The 15483-nt window shown below is 56.1% G+C and carries 16 protein-coding genes; 13 read left to right on the top strand and 3 right to left on the bottom strand.

Features of this window, described 5'->3' with window-relative positions; translation table 11 throughout:
• Positions 1 to 124 precede the first annotated feature (124 nt).
• The 13 genes from JIN87_RS02590 (at position 125) to JIN87_RS02530 (ending at position 11999) form a co-directional block, all read left to right on the top strand.
• Entirely contained in the window at positions 125 to 1339 is a 1215-nt protein-coding gene (locus tag JIN87_RS02590; RefSeq protein WP_200353952.1) for a molybdopterin molybdotransferase MoeA, read from the top strand.
• Positions 1340 to 1377: 38 nt separating this feature from the next.
• Positions 1378 to 1863, top strand: coding sequence for a cyclic pyranopterin monophosphate synthase MoaC (gene moaC / locus JIN87_RS02585; protein WP_200353951.1), 486 nt, complete (start codon positions 1378 to 1380; stop codon positions 1861 to 1863).
• A gap of 26 nt (positions 1864 to 1889) precedes the next feature.
• Entirely contained in the window at positions 1890 to 2129 is a 240-nt protein-coding gene (locus JIN87_RS02580) for a MoaD/ThiS family protein (protein WP_200353950.1), read from the top strand.
• A gap of 38 nt (positions 2130 to 2167) precedes the next feature.
• The gene (locus tag JIN87_RS02575; RefSeq protein WP_378924141.1) at positions 2168 to 2581 is read left to right on the top strand and encodes a molybdenum cofactor biosynthesis protein MoaE; all 414 of its coding nucleotides are present in this window, start codon (positions 2168 to 2170) and stop codon (positions 2579 to 2581) included.
• 61 nt (positions 2582 to 2642) lie between these two features.
• Entirely contained in the window at positions 2643 to 2900 is a 258-nt protein-coding gene (locus JIN87_RS02570) for a hypothetical protein (protein ID WP_200353948.1), read from the top strand.
• A gap of 243 nt (positions 2901 to 3143) precedes the next feature.
• Complete coding sequence (gndA, locus tag JIN87_RS02565; protein WP_200353947.1) at positions 3144 to 4646, top strand: NADP-dependent phosphogluconate dehydrogenase; 1503 nt, start codon at positions 3144 to 3146, stop codon at positions 4644 to 4646.
• A gap of 255 nt (positions 4647 to 4901) precedes the next feature.
• Positions 4902 to 6788: a hypothetical protein gene (locus JIN87_RS02560; RefSeq protein WP_200353946.1), complete on the top strand. Its 1887-nt coding sequence runs from the start codon at positions 4902 to 4904 to the stop codon at positions 6786 to 6788.
• A gap of 46 nt (positions 6789 to 6834) precedes the next feature.
• Positions 6835 to 7614: a DUF3450 family protein gene (locus JIN87_RS02555; RefSeq protein ID WP_200353945.1), complete on the top strand. Its 780-nt coding sequence runs from the start codon at positions 6835 to 6837 to the stop codon at positions 7612 to 7614.
• Positions 7611 to 9026, top strand: coding sequence for a MotA/TolQ/ExbB proton channel family protein (locus JIN87_RS02550; RefSeq protein ID WP_200353944.1), 1416 nt, complete (start codon positions 7611 to 7613; stop codon positions 9024 to 9026). Before JIN87_RS02555 ends, JIN87_RS02550 begins: the two co-directional genes overlap by 4 nt.
• The gene (locus tag JIN87_RS02545) at positions 9023 to 9541 is read left to right on the top strand and encodes a MotA/TolQ/ExbB proton channel family protein (RefSeq protein WP_200353943.1); all 519 of its coding nucleotides are present in this window, start codon (positions 9023 to 9025) and stop codon (positions 9539 to 9541) included. Before JIN87_RS02550 ends, JIN87_RS02545 begins: the two co-directional genes overlap by 4 nt.
• Positions 9538 to 9936: an ExbD/TolR family protein gene (locus JIN87_RS02540; RefSeq protein WP_200353942.1), complete on the top strand. Its 399-nt coding sequence runs from the start codon at positions 9538 to 9540 to the stop codon at positions 9934 to 9936. Before JIN87_RS02545 ends, JIN87_RS02540 begins: the two co-directional genes overlap by 4 nt.
• A gap of 15 nt (positions 9937 to 9951) precedes the next feature.
• Complete coding sequence (locus JIN87_RS02535; protein ID WP_200353941.1) at positions 9952 to 10647, top strand: energy transducer TonB; 696 nt, start codon at positions 9952 to 9954, stop codon at positions 10645 to 10647.
• A complete protein-coding gene (locus tag JIN87_RS02530; RefSeq protein WP_200353940.1) occupies positions 10644 to 11999 on the top strand; it encodes a tetratricopeptide repeat protein in 1356 nt (451 codons plus the stop codon). Before JIN87_RS02535 ends, JIN87_RS02530 begins: the two co-directional genes overlap by 4 nt.
• On the opposite strand, the gene JIN87_RS02525 is transcribed toward JIN87_RS02530, so the two are convergent.
• Genes JIN87_RS02525 through JIN87_RS02515 form a run of 3 tightly spaced genes read right to left on the bottom strand, consistent with a single transcriptional unit; the run spans position 12000 to position 15378 of the window.
• On the bottom strand, positions 12000 to 12578 hold the full coding sequence (locus JIN87_RS02525; protein WP_200353939.1) for a nucleotidyltransferase family protein: 579 nt from the start codon (positions 12576 to 12578) through the stop codon (positions 12000 to 12002). It abuts the gene before it with no gap.
• On the bottom strand, positions 12575 to 13540 hold the full coding sequence (locus tag JIN87_RS02520; RefSeq protein WP_200353938.1) for an XdhC family protein: 966 nt from the start codon (positions 13538 to 13540) through the stop codon (positions 12575 to 12577). Before JIN87_RS02520 ends, JIN87_RS02525 begins: the two co-directional genes overlap by 4 nt.
• A 5-nt stretch (positions 13541 to 13545) precedes the next feature.
• Positions 13546 to 15378: a Na+/H+ antiporter NhaC family protein gene (locus JIN87_RS02515; protein ID WP_200353937.1), complete on the bottom strand. Its 1833-nt coding sequence runs from the start codon at positions 15376 to 15378 to the stop codon at positions 13546 to 13548.
• Positions 15379 to 15483: the final 105 nt, after the last annotated feature.

Raw genomic sequence — 15483 nt, 5'->3', positions numbered from 1 at the left:
TCATCCTCGCAACCGCGAACGCCCCTACAGTTGAGCATCCCATAGGCCAGAACCGCTAAGCTCCTCTCGCAAAGCGACAGATTTAATTGCCCAAGCCAGAAAAATCGGAATTGTCACTCCCCTAGTGATTACCGTCCAAGAAGCCGAAAAACTCATCCTCGACAGCATCGGGGAGATCGACCCAGAAACAGTCGCCATCGACGCCGCTCTTGGACGCTGCCTACGAGAGCCCATCAACGCCGACCGCGCCCTCCCGCCCTTCGACCGGGCAACCATGGACGGAATCGCGATCAACAGCTCCACCTACAACACCGGCCAACGCAAATTCAAGATCGGCGGAACCGCCCCAGCCGGTGCCCCCCAGCAAGCCCTCCCCGAGCTTAAAGCCTGCCTCGAAATCATGACCGGCGCCCCCTTGCCGCAAATGGCAGACTGCGTCGTCAAAATCGAAGACCTCGAAATCAAAGACGACACCGCCATCCTGCCAGACGGACTCCAGCTCGATTTCCACACCGCGGTGCACGCCCAAGGGAGCGACTGCAAGTCAGGCGCCGAACTGCTCTCGCCCAACCGCAAGCTCACCGCCAAAGAGATCGCCATCGCCGCCTCCGTCGGCAAAGCAGAAGTCTCCGTATCGCGAAGCCCCCGCATCGCCATCGTCTCCACCGGAGACGAGCTTGTATCCATCGAGCAAACACCCGAGCCACACCAGATTCGCCGCTCAAACGACCTCACCCTTTCCACCGCGCTCGTCTCCGCAGGCTTTCCAAACGTCGAACGCGTACACATCCCCGACGACCAAGAGCAAATCGAGACCCAACTCCGCGAGCTCATGCAACGCTGCGACTCCATCATCCTAGCCGGAGGCGTATCCAAAGGGAAATACGACTACATCCCAGAGACACTCGCCAAACTCGGGGTATCCATCCGCTTCCAATGGGTCAGCCAACGTCCCGGAAAACCCATGTGGTACGGCCAATTCTCACGAGACGGAGCGCGGCTCCCCGTCTTCGCCCTCCCCGGAAATCCAGTCTCCTGCTTCACCTGCTTGCGCCGCTACGTGATTCCTGCCCTCGAAAAGTGGATCGGACTCCCGCCCGCCAAACCCTGCTACGCCAAGCTCAACCACGACCTTACCTTCAAACCCGAGCTCACCCTCTTTCTCCCCGCCGTCGCCGAACCGAAAGCAAGCGGCGAACTGTGGGCTACCCCAGCCCTCTTCAACACATCCGGCGACTTCGTGTCCGTGGCCAAAACCGACGGCTTCATCGAGCTCCCCAAATCCCGCAAAATCTTCCCAGAAGGCGAAGCCTTCCAATTCTACCCCTGGCCCATCTAGGTCAACCTACAGCCAAAAACCTAACGCCTAACCACCTCGTGAGCGCAGCGAACAAATTCACCCACCTAGACGAGAACCAGCAACCGCACATGGTCGACGTCACCGAGAAAGACGTCACCCGCCGCACCGCCACCGCCCGAGCCATCGTCCAACTCACCCCAGAAATCATGGCCCAGTTCGACGGCCAAGAACTGCAAAGCAAGAAAGGCCCAGTCTTCCACACCGCCATCCTCGCCGGAATCCAAGCCGCCAAAAAGACCAGCGACCTCATCCCCCTTTGCCACCCCCTCCCCTTGACCAAGTGCAAAGTCACCATCGAGCCCGTCGACGAAGTACGGGTCGAAGTCCAAGCCACTTGCACCACCGATGCCAAGACAGGCGTAGAAATGGAAGCGCTCACCGCAGCCAGCGGCGCCGCCCTCACGTTGTACGACATGTGCAAAGCCCTCTCTAAAGCCATCGTCATCGAAGACGTCCGACTCCTCGAGAAAACCGGCGGCAAAAGCGGCGACTACAAAGCATAGCAAACCACCCGCAACCCGGAACCTGAGTGAAACTCACCATCCAATACTTCGCTCTTCTCAAAGACCAACGCGGTCTCGACGAGGAAACCATCCAAAGCTCCGCAGCCACCGCGAACGACCTCTACCAGGAACTCGCCCAGACGCACGGCTTCACCCTCCCCACCACCGCCCTCAAAGTCGCCGTCAACGACGACTTCGCCAGTTGGGAAACCCCACTCGCCGACGGCGACTCCATCGTCTTCATCCCCCCCGTAGCCGGCGGCTGATCCCCCAACCCCCTTTCACAATTCAAACTTCATCCTTCATAATTTCCAAAGATCCGCTTCAGCCCGAAGAGCTGAAACGCGAACTGCTCGACGCCCACGCCGGAGCCCTAGCCACCTTCGAAGGCTGGGTGCGCAACCACAACGAAGGGCAACCCGTCGACCGCCTCGAGTACTCCTCCTACCCAGCCCTCGCCAACAAAGAAGGCCAGCGGATCGTCGCCGAAGCCTTCGAAAAGTTCGAGATCGACGCCGCCATCGCCCAACACCGAGTCGGCCTCCTCGAAATCGGAGGCATCGCTGTCTGGGTAGGCGTTTCCGCAGCCCACCGCGGGGCCGCCTTCGACGCTTGCCGCTACATCATCGAAGAAATCAAAGGCCGAGTCCCTATCTGGAAAAAGGAACACTACTCAAGCGGCACCACCGGATGGGTAAATTGCCACCAAGAAACTTAACCTAAGAGAAAACCGGACGATATTCCACATTGGTACGATGCGTTTCTAGCACATGCACTACGTGGAAAAATTACTTCAGTCTCTACAACCTCTCTACAATCAGCCGTGGTTTCCCTACGCAATTGGAGTTTTGGGGCTTATTTTCGCGTACTCGGTCTTCATGACCCTCAAATCACTACCGAAACTCGTCATGTATCCAATCATCGCGGCCACCGCCGTCATTATTTTCATGAATTGGATCTACCACCGCAACGAGCCGGAGATCCTGACCCCCATGGTCAACATGATCGCCCAATTTCTCCCCACCTCCGGAGCTTAGCTCCCCAAGCAGAAAGCCGCCCGCCCCGGAAAAGGCTCCTCACAAGGCTCTTGAGTCGCCGCCTTCAAAGCATGAAGTGTCTTCATAAACCAGACGCGGAGCCTTAATTTCTTTCATGCTTTTCGGGAATCAAATTTATTACCCGCACGAATAGAAGCCATAACCCTACACGTGTGGCAATTTTGCGCTTGCTGGGGAGATTGGGGCGTCCTTTACTCCCCGTCCTCTTAACACGATCCTACTATGTCTACAGCAACATCAGACATCGGACTCATCGGCCTCGCCGTCATGGGTCAAAACTTGGCGCTCAACATTGCCGACCACGGCTTCAAGATTTCGGTCTACAACCGCACCACGTCCAAGACGGACGAATTCGTAGCCAAAAATCCGGACACTCCAGGCGGCCTCTTCGGCGCCCAGACTCTCGAGGAGTTCGTTCAATCTCTCAAGCGCCCTCGCAAGATCATCATCCTCGTCCAAGCCGGCAAGGCGACCGACGCGGTGATCGCAGGCCTCACTCCACTGCTCGAGCCAGACGATATCATCATCGATGGCGGCAACGCTCTCTGGACCGACACCATCCGTCGCGAGAAGGAGCTCAACGACGCTGGCTTCCGCTTCATCGGTTCCGGCGTTTCCGGCGGCGAAGAAGGCGCCCGCTTCGGCCCATCCCTCATGCCAGGCGGCAAGGAGTCCGCTTGGAACGAGCTCAAGCCAATCTGGGAGGCCATCGCAGCTAAGGTCGACGCTGAAACCGGCAAGCCAATCGAAGGCGCAGCCCCAGGCAAGCCAGTCGAAGGCGGCGTGACCTGCACAACTTACATCGGCGAAAACGGCGCCGGCCACTACGTCAAGATGGTCCACAACGGCATCGAGTACGGCGACATGCAGATGATCTGCGAAGCCTACGCCATCATGGGCAAACTGCTCGGCATGGAGCCTAAGGAAATGTCCAAGGTATTCGGCGAGTGGAACCAAGGCGTTCTCGACTCCTTCCTCATCGAAATCACCACCGACATCCTCGCCCAGGACGACCCCGTAACCGGCAAGCCATTCGTCGACATCGTTCTCGACACCGCTGGCCAAAAGGGCACCGGCAAGTGGACATCCGTCAACGCTCTCGACATGGGCGTCGCCGCTCCATCCATCGCCGAAGCGGTATTCGCTCGCTGCATTTCCGCGGTCAAGGAAGAGCGCGTTGCAGCTTCCAAGATCATCACACCAGTCCTCGAAGCCTTCGACGGCGACAAGGAAGAGTTCGTCCAAGCCATCCACGACGCCCTCTACTGCTCCAAGATCTGTTCCTACGCACAAGGCTTCCAGCTCATGCGTGCCGCTCAGGAAGAGTACGATTGGAAGCTCAACTTCGGCGAGATCTCTATGATCTTCCGCGGCGGCTGCATCATCCGAGCTGCTTTCCTCCAAAAGATCTACGAAGCGTACCAGCGCGACGAAAACCTCGCCAACCTCCTCCTCGACCCCTACTTCAAGGGCGAGATCGAGCGTTGCGAAGCGAACTGGCGTAAGGTTGTCGCCGCAGCTGCGACCAGCGGCGTAGCGATCCCAACCTTCATGTCAGCACTCTCCTACTACGACAGCTACCGCAGCGATCGCCTCCCAGCGAATCTCCTGCAGGCTCAGCGCGACTACTTCGGCGCCCACACTTACGAGCGTGTCGATCAAGAGCGTGGCAAGTTCTTCCACATCGACTGGCCGGACAGCACTCGTCCACAGCTCGACGCGTAAGGAACTCGAATCAGTTCAATCACCTTTCAAAGCCCGTGCAGCCAGCCTGCACGGGCTTTTTTGCGTCTCCCATGGAACACTGAACGAATTAAAGTAAAAATAACGAAAGCAGCCGCTCTAATTCCTCGTATTACCAGAACTAAGGCGCAATTTTTTCATAACCCAACCCAATGTCCGCACGCCCCCACTTGCGGAAGAACCTAGGCGATCTGCCCATCGCCTCCCCAGAAACAACTTAGAACCCAGTCTCGTACAATGGCCCTACTCACTCGCTTCACTCGCGTGGCGACAGTCGCTATCGGCGCCGCATCACTGTGTCTCACCTACACCAAGGCAGCGGACGACCCCGATCCCTGGTTCACCAAAGAACACAAGAAACATGTCGAAGAAGATGAGAAGCCCAAACGCTCTGCCATTCCTGGAAAGGAAGAGGAGAAGGAGCCAACCGTCACCATCAGGCGCACCAATCCCTCAACCCTCGTCAAACGCATGCGCAAGGAGCTGCAAAGCGTACCGGAAGCGAACCTCGGTAAACGCATCGCCTTGCTCGAGCAGATCGTCTACACAGACCGACCCAAAGAAGAAGATATAGCCGCACTCGAGGAAACAACCGAACTAAGGACAAACGCCCTCAACGCGATCGACACCGCCAACCAGCCATCCCTCAGTTTGGAGGATTCCGTCAAGGCTCTCGCCCCCTACTCCCAATACTATCTCGGAGACTCCGAACTACTCGTCGAACTCCTCAAGTCCGACTTCTCCAACCGACTAAACGATCAAGTCAGCAGCCTAAGCCGCCGCAACCAAACCACTCAGCTCGCCCTCATCAAAACCCAAATCGACCAAGCCGGACTGAGCAAAGTCTTCGGCTCACGTATCCAAACCTCCGCAGGCGAAGCGGCGAGCTCCATGATCGCAAAGCGTTGGGCAGAGCTGCTCGACGAGACCACCCCACTTCCCGGCGAAGCCTACCTCGTCAGCCAGCTCCTCGGTCACTCCATCAGCAAACTCTCCCTCGCCGTCGAAATCCCGGCCAACACCGACCCACGCCTAAGCGCCAGCATCGTCCGTGGCCTCGAATCCGAATGGGGAAACGAATTTCAGCTCACCACACTTGATCAACGCGAAGCCGATCCCGAATTCGTTCTCAATATCGACATCCAGAATATCCAAAGTACCAATACAGTGGAGGAACGCCAAGTCGGCTCAAAGATCCCTGGGGCAGTCGTCGAAGAACCCAACCCCGATTTCCTCGAGCTCGTAAAGCGCTACGAAAAGGCAGCCGAAGCATATCAGTCCGCCCTCGAGCACTACGAAATCCTATACGAGGACTACATCGAAGCCCTCAACAACGACGAATACAGAAACGCCCAAGAAGACCTGAATCAGGCGAGAGAAAACCTGGCGGCTACCCCACCTCCCGTCGGAGACAACCCACAACAAGCCCAAGCCTACGCCTCCGCAGTCGGCCAGGTGCAAACCGCAGAAGCGATGGCACGCTCAGTCAGCCAACCCATCGCGATCGAGCCCATGCCCCCGCAGCCACATCACCTGAAAATCCTCGAAAATATCCACCTCGTACCCAGCACCCTCATCATTAGCGCTGAAGAGACCCCCTACGAATACACCGAAAAGAGCTTGGACTTCGTTTTCGAAGCCAAGGCGCCCGTCCAGCTCAGCGTCCCGCTCGCCCAAGAAGTCAATGTCCAATCAGAGGTCAGCCTAAACCAAAACCGAGAGTGGATCGCAAACGAGGGAGTCAGCCCGAGAGATCCGAGCGTCGACTCAGGAACGTATTCTGAAAGCGAATACCAATCAGCTCTCGACATGTTCGGCCTCGAGTTCGCAACCAGCTGCGCCAACGAACTCCGCTCCTTGCTCAAATCAGCGGGCCATGAGCTCGAAGCGCAGACCAATACAAATTCCCTCCAAGACAGCCTCCTGCTTCTTTCCCTCAAAACCGCCACAAACGATACAGCCAACCTGAAAGTCGGAGAACAGGAGCTAGCTCAACTCTCCCAACTCGCAATGGACCCGCAAACCGATGCCAAAAGCATGCGCGCCGCCTGCCTCTCAATCCTATTGTCGAAAACTCAGTTCGCCCACCTCGCCGACCAAAAGAGAATCGAGCAACTCCTCTAATCCCGAATCCCCCTCGCCGCCGTTCTCACACCGCCAAAAAGATCCTATGACACCTCGCGCCGCGCTCGCCGTCTTCTCAATCACAAGTAGCATCCTCGTTCTCCCGCATTCCGAATCTAGAGAATTAGACACGCTCAAGGACGTCACCGAAAGGTGGATACAAACAAGAAATCGCATCTCAGAAGAGCAAGCGTCCTGGGCAACCGAAAAAGAGCTCCTCCAAGGCTCCATCAACACCCTGGGATCGACCAAGGAGATCCTAGAGGAAAACGTCAAAATCCTGGAACTGCAAACCAACGACCTTCAGGAGGAAATCGACGCCGCCAACCAAAGAATCGAATCCTTCGAGCAATCCAACACCTTCATTCTCTCCAAGGTAGAGAGCTACGAGCGACGCATCCTCAAACTAACGGAACGCCTCCCCGAGCCCCTCAAAGAAGAAATAGCTCCCCTCATTCGGAAAATCCCAGACGAAGGAGGCAGCGCACCCCCGCTCCCAAACCGTCTCCAAAACGTCGTCGCCATCTCCACCTTGATCGACGAGTTCAACAACGACCTAACTCTCAACCACACCATCAAACCGCTCGATGACGGCTCCGTCATCGAAGTACGAGTCCTCTACTGGGGGCTAGCAGGCGCCTACGCCTCGAACGCGGACGGCAGCAAAGCTTGGATTGTCAAACCCGCCTCCGGCGAATGGAAGTGGATCGAGGAGACCCAAAATCCGATCGCGATCAAACAGCTCTTCGACGTCTACGACAAAACCATCGACCCTCAACTCGTAGAAGTCCCCTACTCATTTCTCAACGCGGGAGGTGAAGGATGAAGATAAAGCCCGCACTCATCTCCCTCGCTGCTCTCTGCCACTGCTCGCTACCCACCCTCCAAGCTCAAGCGGAAGTCGAATTCGCTGAGCTCATCGGCAAAACGCAGGATCGGATCGAGCAAACCCTAGCCGAATACCAAGCCTTCCTAAAGGAAACCCAAAACGAGAAGCTCGAGATCGTCTCACAAATCAACCAAGTCGAAAACGAACTCGTCCGCCTCAGGCACCAAGAGATCAACGCAAAACGCCACGCAACCGAAAGCGAGTTCGACCTCAAGGACAAGCAAACCCGTATCAACGCGCTCGATACCCAAACCCAGTACTCCCACGGCGTGCTCTCCGAGTACCTGACAAACTTCGAGAGCCGTATCCACGTATCCGAAGATCAGAACTACATCGCCCCACTCCGAGAAATCCGAGAAAAGTTGAGCTCCGTTGGCGAAGCCTCAGCCGACCGGCTCCCCGCCCTCTTCGAAGCGCTCGAGCTAGGCCTCGACCGCCAGGAGTCGCTTATCGGCGGAACTCGCTTTAAAGGCCGAGCGATCACCCCGACAGGCGGCGTCAAAGAAGGCACCATCGCCTTGGTCGGCCCTACCGCCTACTTCAAGTCGGAAACCGATAGCACCGCAGGTCCGCTCCGCTTCAACTCCGGCACGATCGAACCTGGGATGAGCCCGATCGACCAAGCCGCCGCCCAACACCTTCACGAACTCTTAAACCAAGGCAACGGTCTCCTCCCGCTCGATAGCTCGCTCGGAAACGCTCTCGTGCTGAAAAAAGCGAAAGGCACAATCCCCGAGCACGTCTCCAAAGGGGGCTGGGTCGGCTACGCAATCCTCGCACTGGGCGGGATGGCCATACTCGTCGCCCTCTATAAACTCATCGAACTGCGAGGCATCCGCATCCACGAACCGCAAGACATTCGCTCCATCGCCATTTCGGCCGTCACCGAATCAGCCGATGAAGCAAAATCGAAAATCGCCTCCCTCAAAGGACCGATCGCCAAGATACTTGGAATCGGTATCGACTTTTCAAAGACGGACATCGACACCCAGCTCGATGCCATGGATTCAATCATCCTCCGCTATCGGCCTCGCCTTGAACGCTTCCTCCCGGTTCTCGCCACCACTGCTGCCGTCGCGCCACTCATGGGGCTTCTGGGGACCGTCGTCGGTATGATCAAAACCTTCACTCTCATCGAAGTGTTTGGTACCGGCGACGCGAAATCGCTTTCCTCCGGAATCTCCGAAGCCCTCGTCACCACGGAACTGGGCTTGATCGTCGCCATCCCAGCCCTCATCTTCCACGGCATATTCTCGCGCATCATGAGAAGTAGGCTCGCCGCCATGGAACAGATAGCGACCGACTTCAGTCGCCAAGTGTTCGCGACCCAACAGGGAGGCTCCAGATGAACCTGCCTCCCTGGCTCGTCACCGTCTGGGAAATCGTACTCAGCGGCGGCCCCATCATGATCGCCTTGCTCTTCTTGGCCTTCTTGCTCTATCGCAACGTAATCGGGCTCTTCCTCTTCACAAGCCGTCTCGACGGACCTCGTGTATTCAAAGAACAAGCGCAAGACGACAGCCGCCCCGCGATTCAGGATTTCCGAGATAATCTCGCGAATATCGTGAGCAACCAGCTCACCTATGCCCACGTCCTCATTGCAGCCGCCCCACTCCTCGGGCTTCTAGGCACCGTCATAGGAATGCTCGACACATTCAAAGGCATCGGCGCAGAAGCTGGGCAAGACACCACCAAAGCCGTGGCGGACGGAGTCAAGGTCGCCCTCATCACGACTCAAACAGGATTGATGATCGCCATTTTCGGACTCTTCCTCACCCAAATCATAAGTCGAATCTACCGGAAGAAAGACTCGCAACTTCTAGACCTCGAAATCGCCACCATGCAGAAAGGGCTTCAAAAATGAGGCGACGCAACTCGGCATACGACCAAGACAGCGTCGACATCAACCTCTCCCCGATGATCGACTGCATCTTCATCCTCCTCATCTTCTTCATCGTCACCACCGTCTTCGTTGAAGAGAGCGGCATCGAAGTGAACAAACCACAAGCCGCCTCCGCCCAAGCCCTCAACAAAAACTCGATCCTCATCGCCATCTCCGATGGGGACCGCGTGTACTACGGAGGCGAGGAAATAGGGATATCCGGCGTACGTCCCCGTATCCAGAGAATTCTGACAACCGAAGAGTCAGACGTAATCATTCAGGCAGACGCCTCCGCCAGCCACGGCACCTTCGCTCGCGTATACGGCGAAGCCAAAGCGGCAGGGGCGCAACGCATCCACTTTGCCACCGACCAGTAGCCAGCACACGAAAACATGAACGTCCTAGAAAAACGGCTTCGCAAAAGCAAACGCAACCCCCTCGCCCTCCTAGGCGGTTGGGTGCTCGCGGGATCCGTCTTTCTATCCATGGGGCTCACACAACTCGGCATCGACTTCACCCCACCCGAAGAGCCAGAACCGCTGACAGAGTTCCACCTACCCCCTCCGCCACCTCCTCCTCCCGCCAAGGTTCCGCCGAAAAAGACAAACGTCTCGATCAATTTCAACCTACCCGCCACCTCCGGTCCCGCCGATGTCCCTCTTGGCTTCCTCGACGTCGACTTCGGCCTCACCCCCAAGAAACTGACCGAGAACAGCGTCAACGTCGAAGACACCATCGACAGCTTCAAAACCGACGGCCTCAAAGATCTCGCCGTCTACGACTACAAGGATGTTACCGAGAAACCCACCGTAACCTACCAAGCCGGCCTCAAGATCCCCGGCAAACTAATCGGAAACACCACCAAAGCAGTCCCCTTCACTTACCTCTGCCGCATCGACCTTCAAGGCCGGGCCAAAGATATCCACATTATCGATACGCCTTACCCCGAAGCGATTCCCCTCATGATCGAGTACGTTCAAAATTGCCGCTTCAAACCCGCAAAAAAAGACGGGAAGCCCGTCCAATGCATCGTCCGCCGAAAAGGAACCTACCGCCCCTCTTCCAGCAACAGTCCATTCACCATATGATTCGCCACCTTGTAGTCATCTCCAGCCTTCTTCTGGCAACCGTTTCCTCATCTCGCGAACTGGGCGAACCAGACTTTTCCAGCGATGAGTTCGTCGAACGCTTCACTGCCAGCTACGGGGTGCTCTCGGAAAAAGAACCACCGCTCAACGATATCGAAGTGGTTATGCTCAAGAAGATCGCCCCCCTCCTCCGCATCAACAAAACCCAGGCCCAAAACTTCCTGCAAAGCATGGTCACCTCCGAGGAGAAACACAGCGCCTCCTTCAACTACCTGCTCGGCAACATCTATTTCGAAAACCAAGAATTCCTGCTCGCAGAAGAGCAATACAAAGCAGCGATCGAAGGCTTCCCGGATTTCCAGAGAGCTTGGACCAACCTCGGCGTTCTCAAGCTTCGATCCGGCGACACCAAATCCGCTCTCATCGCATTTCTGAAAGCCGTCGAGTTAGGCGACACCAAAGGGCAGACCTTCGGCATGCTCGGCTACTGCCACTACGCAGAAGGCAACTACATCTCCGCAGAGGTCGCCTACAACCGAGCGGTGCTCGCAGAGCCAAACAATCTCGACTGGCTCGAAGGCAAAGCCCAGACCTACCTCAAGGCAGAACGCTACGTCGAAGCCATCCGTATGCAGGACGAGCTCATCGCACGAAGCCCCCGAAATGCCGAATACTGGCTCGCTCAAACCAATGCCTACCTTCGTAGCGACGATCACCAGCGAGCTGCCCGCAATCTTGAAATCGTCCGCTCCCTCGGAGCCGCCGACTTCCAATCCCTCTACCTCCTAGGCGGCCTCTACTCGAAACTCAAGATGTTCAAACCAGCGAGGGACGCCTACCTCGACGCAGCGAAATACGCCCGCCCCAGCGATGTCTCGTTCCTGATCGAAGCCGCCAAGCTACTCGTCCACAACAAAGAGATGTCAGCCGCCCAAGAGCTTTTCGATCTGATCGACCTGCAGTCCGCCACTCCAAAAGATCAAGAGCTCGTCGACTACCACATGATCGCCGCAGAACTCAGCTATCACAATGGGCAAACCCAAGCAGCCATAGAAAGTTTGAGCGAAGCGGAAACCATCGACCCCACAAACGGAAAGCTCCTCGTCCGACTCGGGCAACTCCAAGCCGAAACCGGAAATCGCGATAAAGCCTACCTACTTCTAGATCGAGCCGAGCAAGATCCAGAATACGAATACAACGCCCTGCTCACTCGCATAAAATTGCTCATCGAAGAAGAACGATTCTCCGAATCGCAAATCTTCGTCAGCAGAGCGATGAAGCTCAACGCGAACGAGACGATCCAAAACCTCTACACTCAAGTGGAACAAGCTGCCCGAAACACCAGAGAGTAGCTATTTCTCATCCACATCACGAATACAGGCGTCGTCATCCATTTCCAGAAAAACGCCCCGTTCCCCTTCCACCCGGATAAGATCACGAGCCCCGCGATCACCAGATAGAGCACTCAGCTTCTCGAAAAGTCGTTTCGGAAAACACACCGGATGACCCCGTTGTCCCTTAAAAACGGGTACAACCACAGAGGACCCATTGTTACTCGCAAATGCATCGATCACCTTCTCCACATGGTGTGGACGCAGCTTTGGCAGATCGGATAGACACACAATCAATCCATCCAAATCCGCATCCTGCAAAGCCTCCACTCCCGCTCGTAAACTCTCCCCCATCCCTTCCCGATAGTTCGGACTAAGAACCGTACGAACAGGCAAGCCCTCCAACAATGGGAGAATCGAATCCGCTTCGTGGCCAAGCACCACAACCACATCCTCGAAATCGCACGCGGTGACAGCATTCAGCACATGCCCTAAAAGCGGCTCGCCTTCAACGCGATGCAACAATTTGTTCTCGCTGCCAAAGCGCTTCGATTCGCCTGCAGCCAGCACCACTGTCGCCAATTTCTTGATTCGCGTCATTGAGACCGATTTCGTTCCTGGATCAATTGAGCTACGATACTGACCGCAATCTCCGCAGGCGTCTTACTGCCGATTTCAATTCCCACCGGTCCGAAAATCCGTCCCAGTTCCGACTCTTCAATCCCCTTCTTCACCAATCGCCCCAAGCGGGCTTTATGGCTTCGCTTGCTCCCCAAAGCCCCAACGTATCCACAATTCGTCGACAAAGCCGCCGCCAACGCTTGATCATCGATTTTCGGGTCGTGCGTAATCGCCACCAAGGCATCCGCCTTATCGAGCGCATACCTAGAGAGAGCCGCCTCCGGCCACTCCACGTGCAACGCATCCGGTTCGAACTGAAAACGATCTTCGCGAGCGTAGCTCTCCCTTGGATCAATCACGATCACTTCATACTGAAGCATCTTCGCTGCAGAGGCCAGGTGCAGCGCAATGTGCGACGCTCCAATCACGAAAAGCCGCTTTCTCCGCCCCAGGAACCGATAGAGCACGCGGCTCTCGCCTTCTATCGCCTCATAGGTCTCCCGACGAAAAGCTTCGCCAAAATCTAAAGAATCCTGTTTTCCGCAAGATCTCCAAACACACGGGACATGCTCATCGAGCGACTCCATCATCCGCTCCACGAAATGATCATCCGTACCCTCGCGAAGATGCGGAGCCGGTTCGATGCGAACCTCAATCTTACCTCCGCACGACAACTCGATCTCCCAAGGAAATCCTTCTCCTGGTCCGAACTTCAGCCAGCGTGTCTCTCCATCCTCAATGCACTTCTTGGCTGCCTCGATCACTTCATGCTCCACGCACCCCGCGCTGACCGAGCCTATAAACCGCTCGCCGTCCTCGTGCACCGCAAGCACAGATCCCACTCCACGCGGAGAGGGCTTGCTCGCATTCACCACTGTCGCCAGCGCAAAGCGCTCGCGAGTTTTAAACCAAGCGCGAAGTTGGGGCCAAATATCCTGCATAACAATTAGTCGATGTCCGCCTCCACAACGGGCAACGATTTTGCCTTATTGCCGAAAAGCCAAAGAAAAGAGCAAACCCCGATCGGATACAAAAGATAGAACGTCCAGATCGGAAAACCGCGGGCGACCAAGAGATAACCAAGGAAGCATGAAAACGCCACCGTGGTAAGAGCATAATACAACTGCGTATTCACGTGAGCGATATGATCGCATCCCGTAGAGACAGACGAAAGCACCGTCGTATCACTGATAGGACTACAGTGGTCCCCAAAAATCGACCCATCAAGAATGGCCGCAGCAGTCAAAAGAAAGATAATAAAGTGGCTCGGTTCCAACGTCCCGAGCTCAACAGCTAGCGGCATAAGAATCGGTATCAAGATCCCCATCGTCCCCCAACTTGTTCCAGTCGCAAAGGACATGACCGCCGCCACCAAAAACGTCAGCAACGGCAAGATCCAAATCGGCACGCTATCACCCAGCATCGCAATCAAGTAGTACGCCGTCCCAAGACTATCGCAAATCTCGCGCATCGACCAAGCCATCGCCAAGATGAAGATCGCCATCCAGAGAGTCGAAAGGCTACGACTGTAAGCCCTCAATACGTCTCGAACCTTCATCACCCCCTGAGCGAGGGGCAAAACGATCGCCACGATTCCAGCCACAAACGTAGCCGCTAGCATTGCAGGCATAGCCCCAGCATCGCCGTCTCCGGCAGGATCATAGACAGCCGCGCCGAACACCTCTCGCAATCCAGCCAAACTCGTCATTGAAACCTCGATACCGGCTCCAGCCAACCGATTCGCTCCGAGCGTCAAAATCCCAAGCACAATCCCCAATACCAGCAGCAACACCGGGATCGCCGCGTTGTACCAACGAGGCGTCACTCCGCTCTCCTCGCCGGGCTCTTTCTGCAGCCCGATCAAGCTGTGCGAATCATCCAATACCTTCCCTTCATGAAACGCCCTTCGCTCCGCTTTCAACATCGGCCCGAAGTCGCGACCCGACAGCGAGGTAAAGAGCACAAAAAGAAGCGTCCCGATACAATAGAACCGTAGCGGAATCATCTCCAGCAGCATGCCGTATCCAGATATCCCCACATTGTGCGCGGATGCAACTTCGCCTAACAAATACACCTCATAGGCCACCCAAGTTGAGAGTAGAGCAATCCCGGCCACCGGAGCTGTCGTCGAGTCCACGATATAAGCCAGCTTCTCGCGCGAGATTTTCCAACGATCCGACAGCCTTTGCATCGTCGTCCCCACTACCACCGTATTCGAATAATCGTCGAAAAATACGATCAGACCACTTAACCAAATAGCTACCTTCGCTCGACGCCGTCCTTTCGCGAAACGCTCCATCAAGCCAACAAGCCCCAGCAGACCGCCACTGCGCGACATCACGTGCACCATGCCCACCAAGGCCACCAGAAACACGATGATCATCACGCTAAACTGAGACAAAGCCGGCTTGATCAGAAAATCGTTCACCCCCAAAACCGCGGTTGCCAAAGGATTCAATCCGTACGCCAAAAAACTCCCCACCACGAAAGCCGAAACCAAAGCGCCCACCATGGTTCGAAAAAAGGCGGCGATCATGACCGCCAGCAAAGGAGGCAACAACGAGGTCCAATGCCCTCTCACCTGCACCTGCCTCGCCCCTTCTCGTAGATAATCGATGAAAGACGCATCCTCGTCACCAACCGTGACGCTCTGCAATCCCATCACCGTTTCACCCTCCTGGCTTATAGGAACAATCGCCAGAAACGAGCAAACACCCAGCAGAGTCAGGAAAAAGGCGAGCCAACGCTTCGGGCGCAGCCAAGTCGGAGTTTCTTTCATAAAGGGACAGACAACAGCAAAGAGCTTTGCAGCGAGTGGGCAAACCGTTTGTGCGGCCGCCCCACGCAGACACGAAAAAACCCTCGCGTCACAGAGGCGACAGCG

This window comes from Pelagicoccus mobilis (genome assembly GCF_016595505.1).
Lineage (GTDB): Bacteria > Verrucomicrobiota > Verrucomicrobiia > Opitutales > Opitutaceae > Pelagicoccus > Pelagicoccus mobilis.
Note: the sequence above shows the minus strand (reverse complement) of the source record. Positions and strands in the feature narration are given on the sequence as shown.

Bases quoted from the DNA above. Each gene is read 5' to 3' on its own strand.
- JIN87_RS02540 (WP_200353942.1), top strand. From the start codon at position 9,538: ATGAGGCGACGCAACTCGGCATACGACCAAGACAGCGTCGACATCAAC.
- JIN87_RS02560 (WP_200353946.1), top strand. From the start codon at position 4,902: ATGGCCCTACTCACTCGCTTCACTCGCGTGGCGACAGTCGCTATCGGC.
- JIN87_RS02535 (WP_200353941.1), top strand. From the start codon at position 9,952: ATGAACGTCCTAGAAAAACGGCTTCGCAAAAGCAAACGCAACCCCCTC.
- JIN87_RS02555 (WP_200353945.1), top strand. From the start codon at position 6,835: ATGACACCTCGCGCCGCGCTCGCCGTCTTCTCAATCACAAGTAGCATC.
- gndA (WP_200353947.1), top strand. From the start codon at position 3,144: ATGTCTACAGCAACATCAGACATCGGACTCATCGGCCTCGCCGTCATG.
- JIN87_RS02530 (WP_200353940.1), top strand. From the start codon at position 10,644: ATGATTCGCCACCTTGTAGTCATCTCCAGCCTTCTTCTGGCAACCGTT.
- JIN87_RS02550 (WP_200353944.1), top strand. From the start codon at position 7,611: ATGAAGATAAAGCCCGCACTCATCTCCCTCGCTGCTCTCTGCCACTGC.
- JIN87_RS02520 (WP_200353938.1), bottom strand. From the start codon at position 13,540: ATGCAGGATATTTGGCCCCAACTTCGCGCTTGGTTTAAAACTCGCGAG.
- JIN87_RS02515 (WP_200353937.1), bottom strand. From the start codon at position 15,378: ATGAAAGAAACTCCGACTTGGCTGCGCCCGAAGCGTTGGCTCGCCTTT.
- JIN87_RS02545 (WP_200353943.1), top strand. From the start codon at position 9,023: ATGAACCTGCCTCCCTGGCTCGTCACCGTCTGGGAAATCGTACTCAGC.
- JIN87_RS02525 (WP_200353939.1), bottom strand. From the start codon at position 12,578: ATGACGCGAATCAAGAAATTGGCGACAGTGGTGCTGGCTGCAGGCGAA.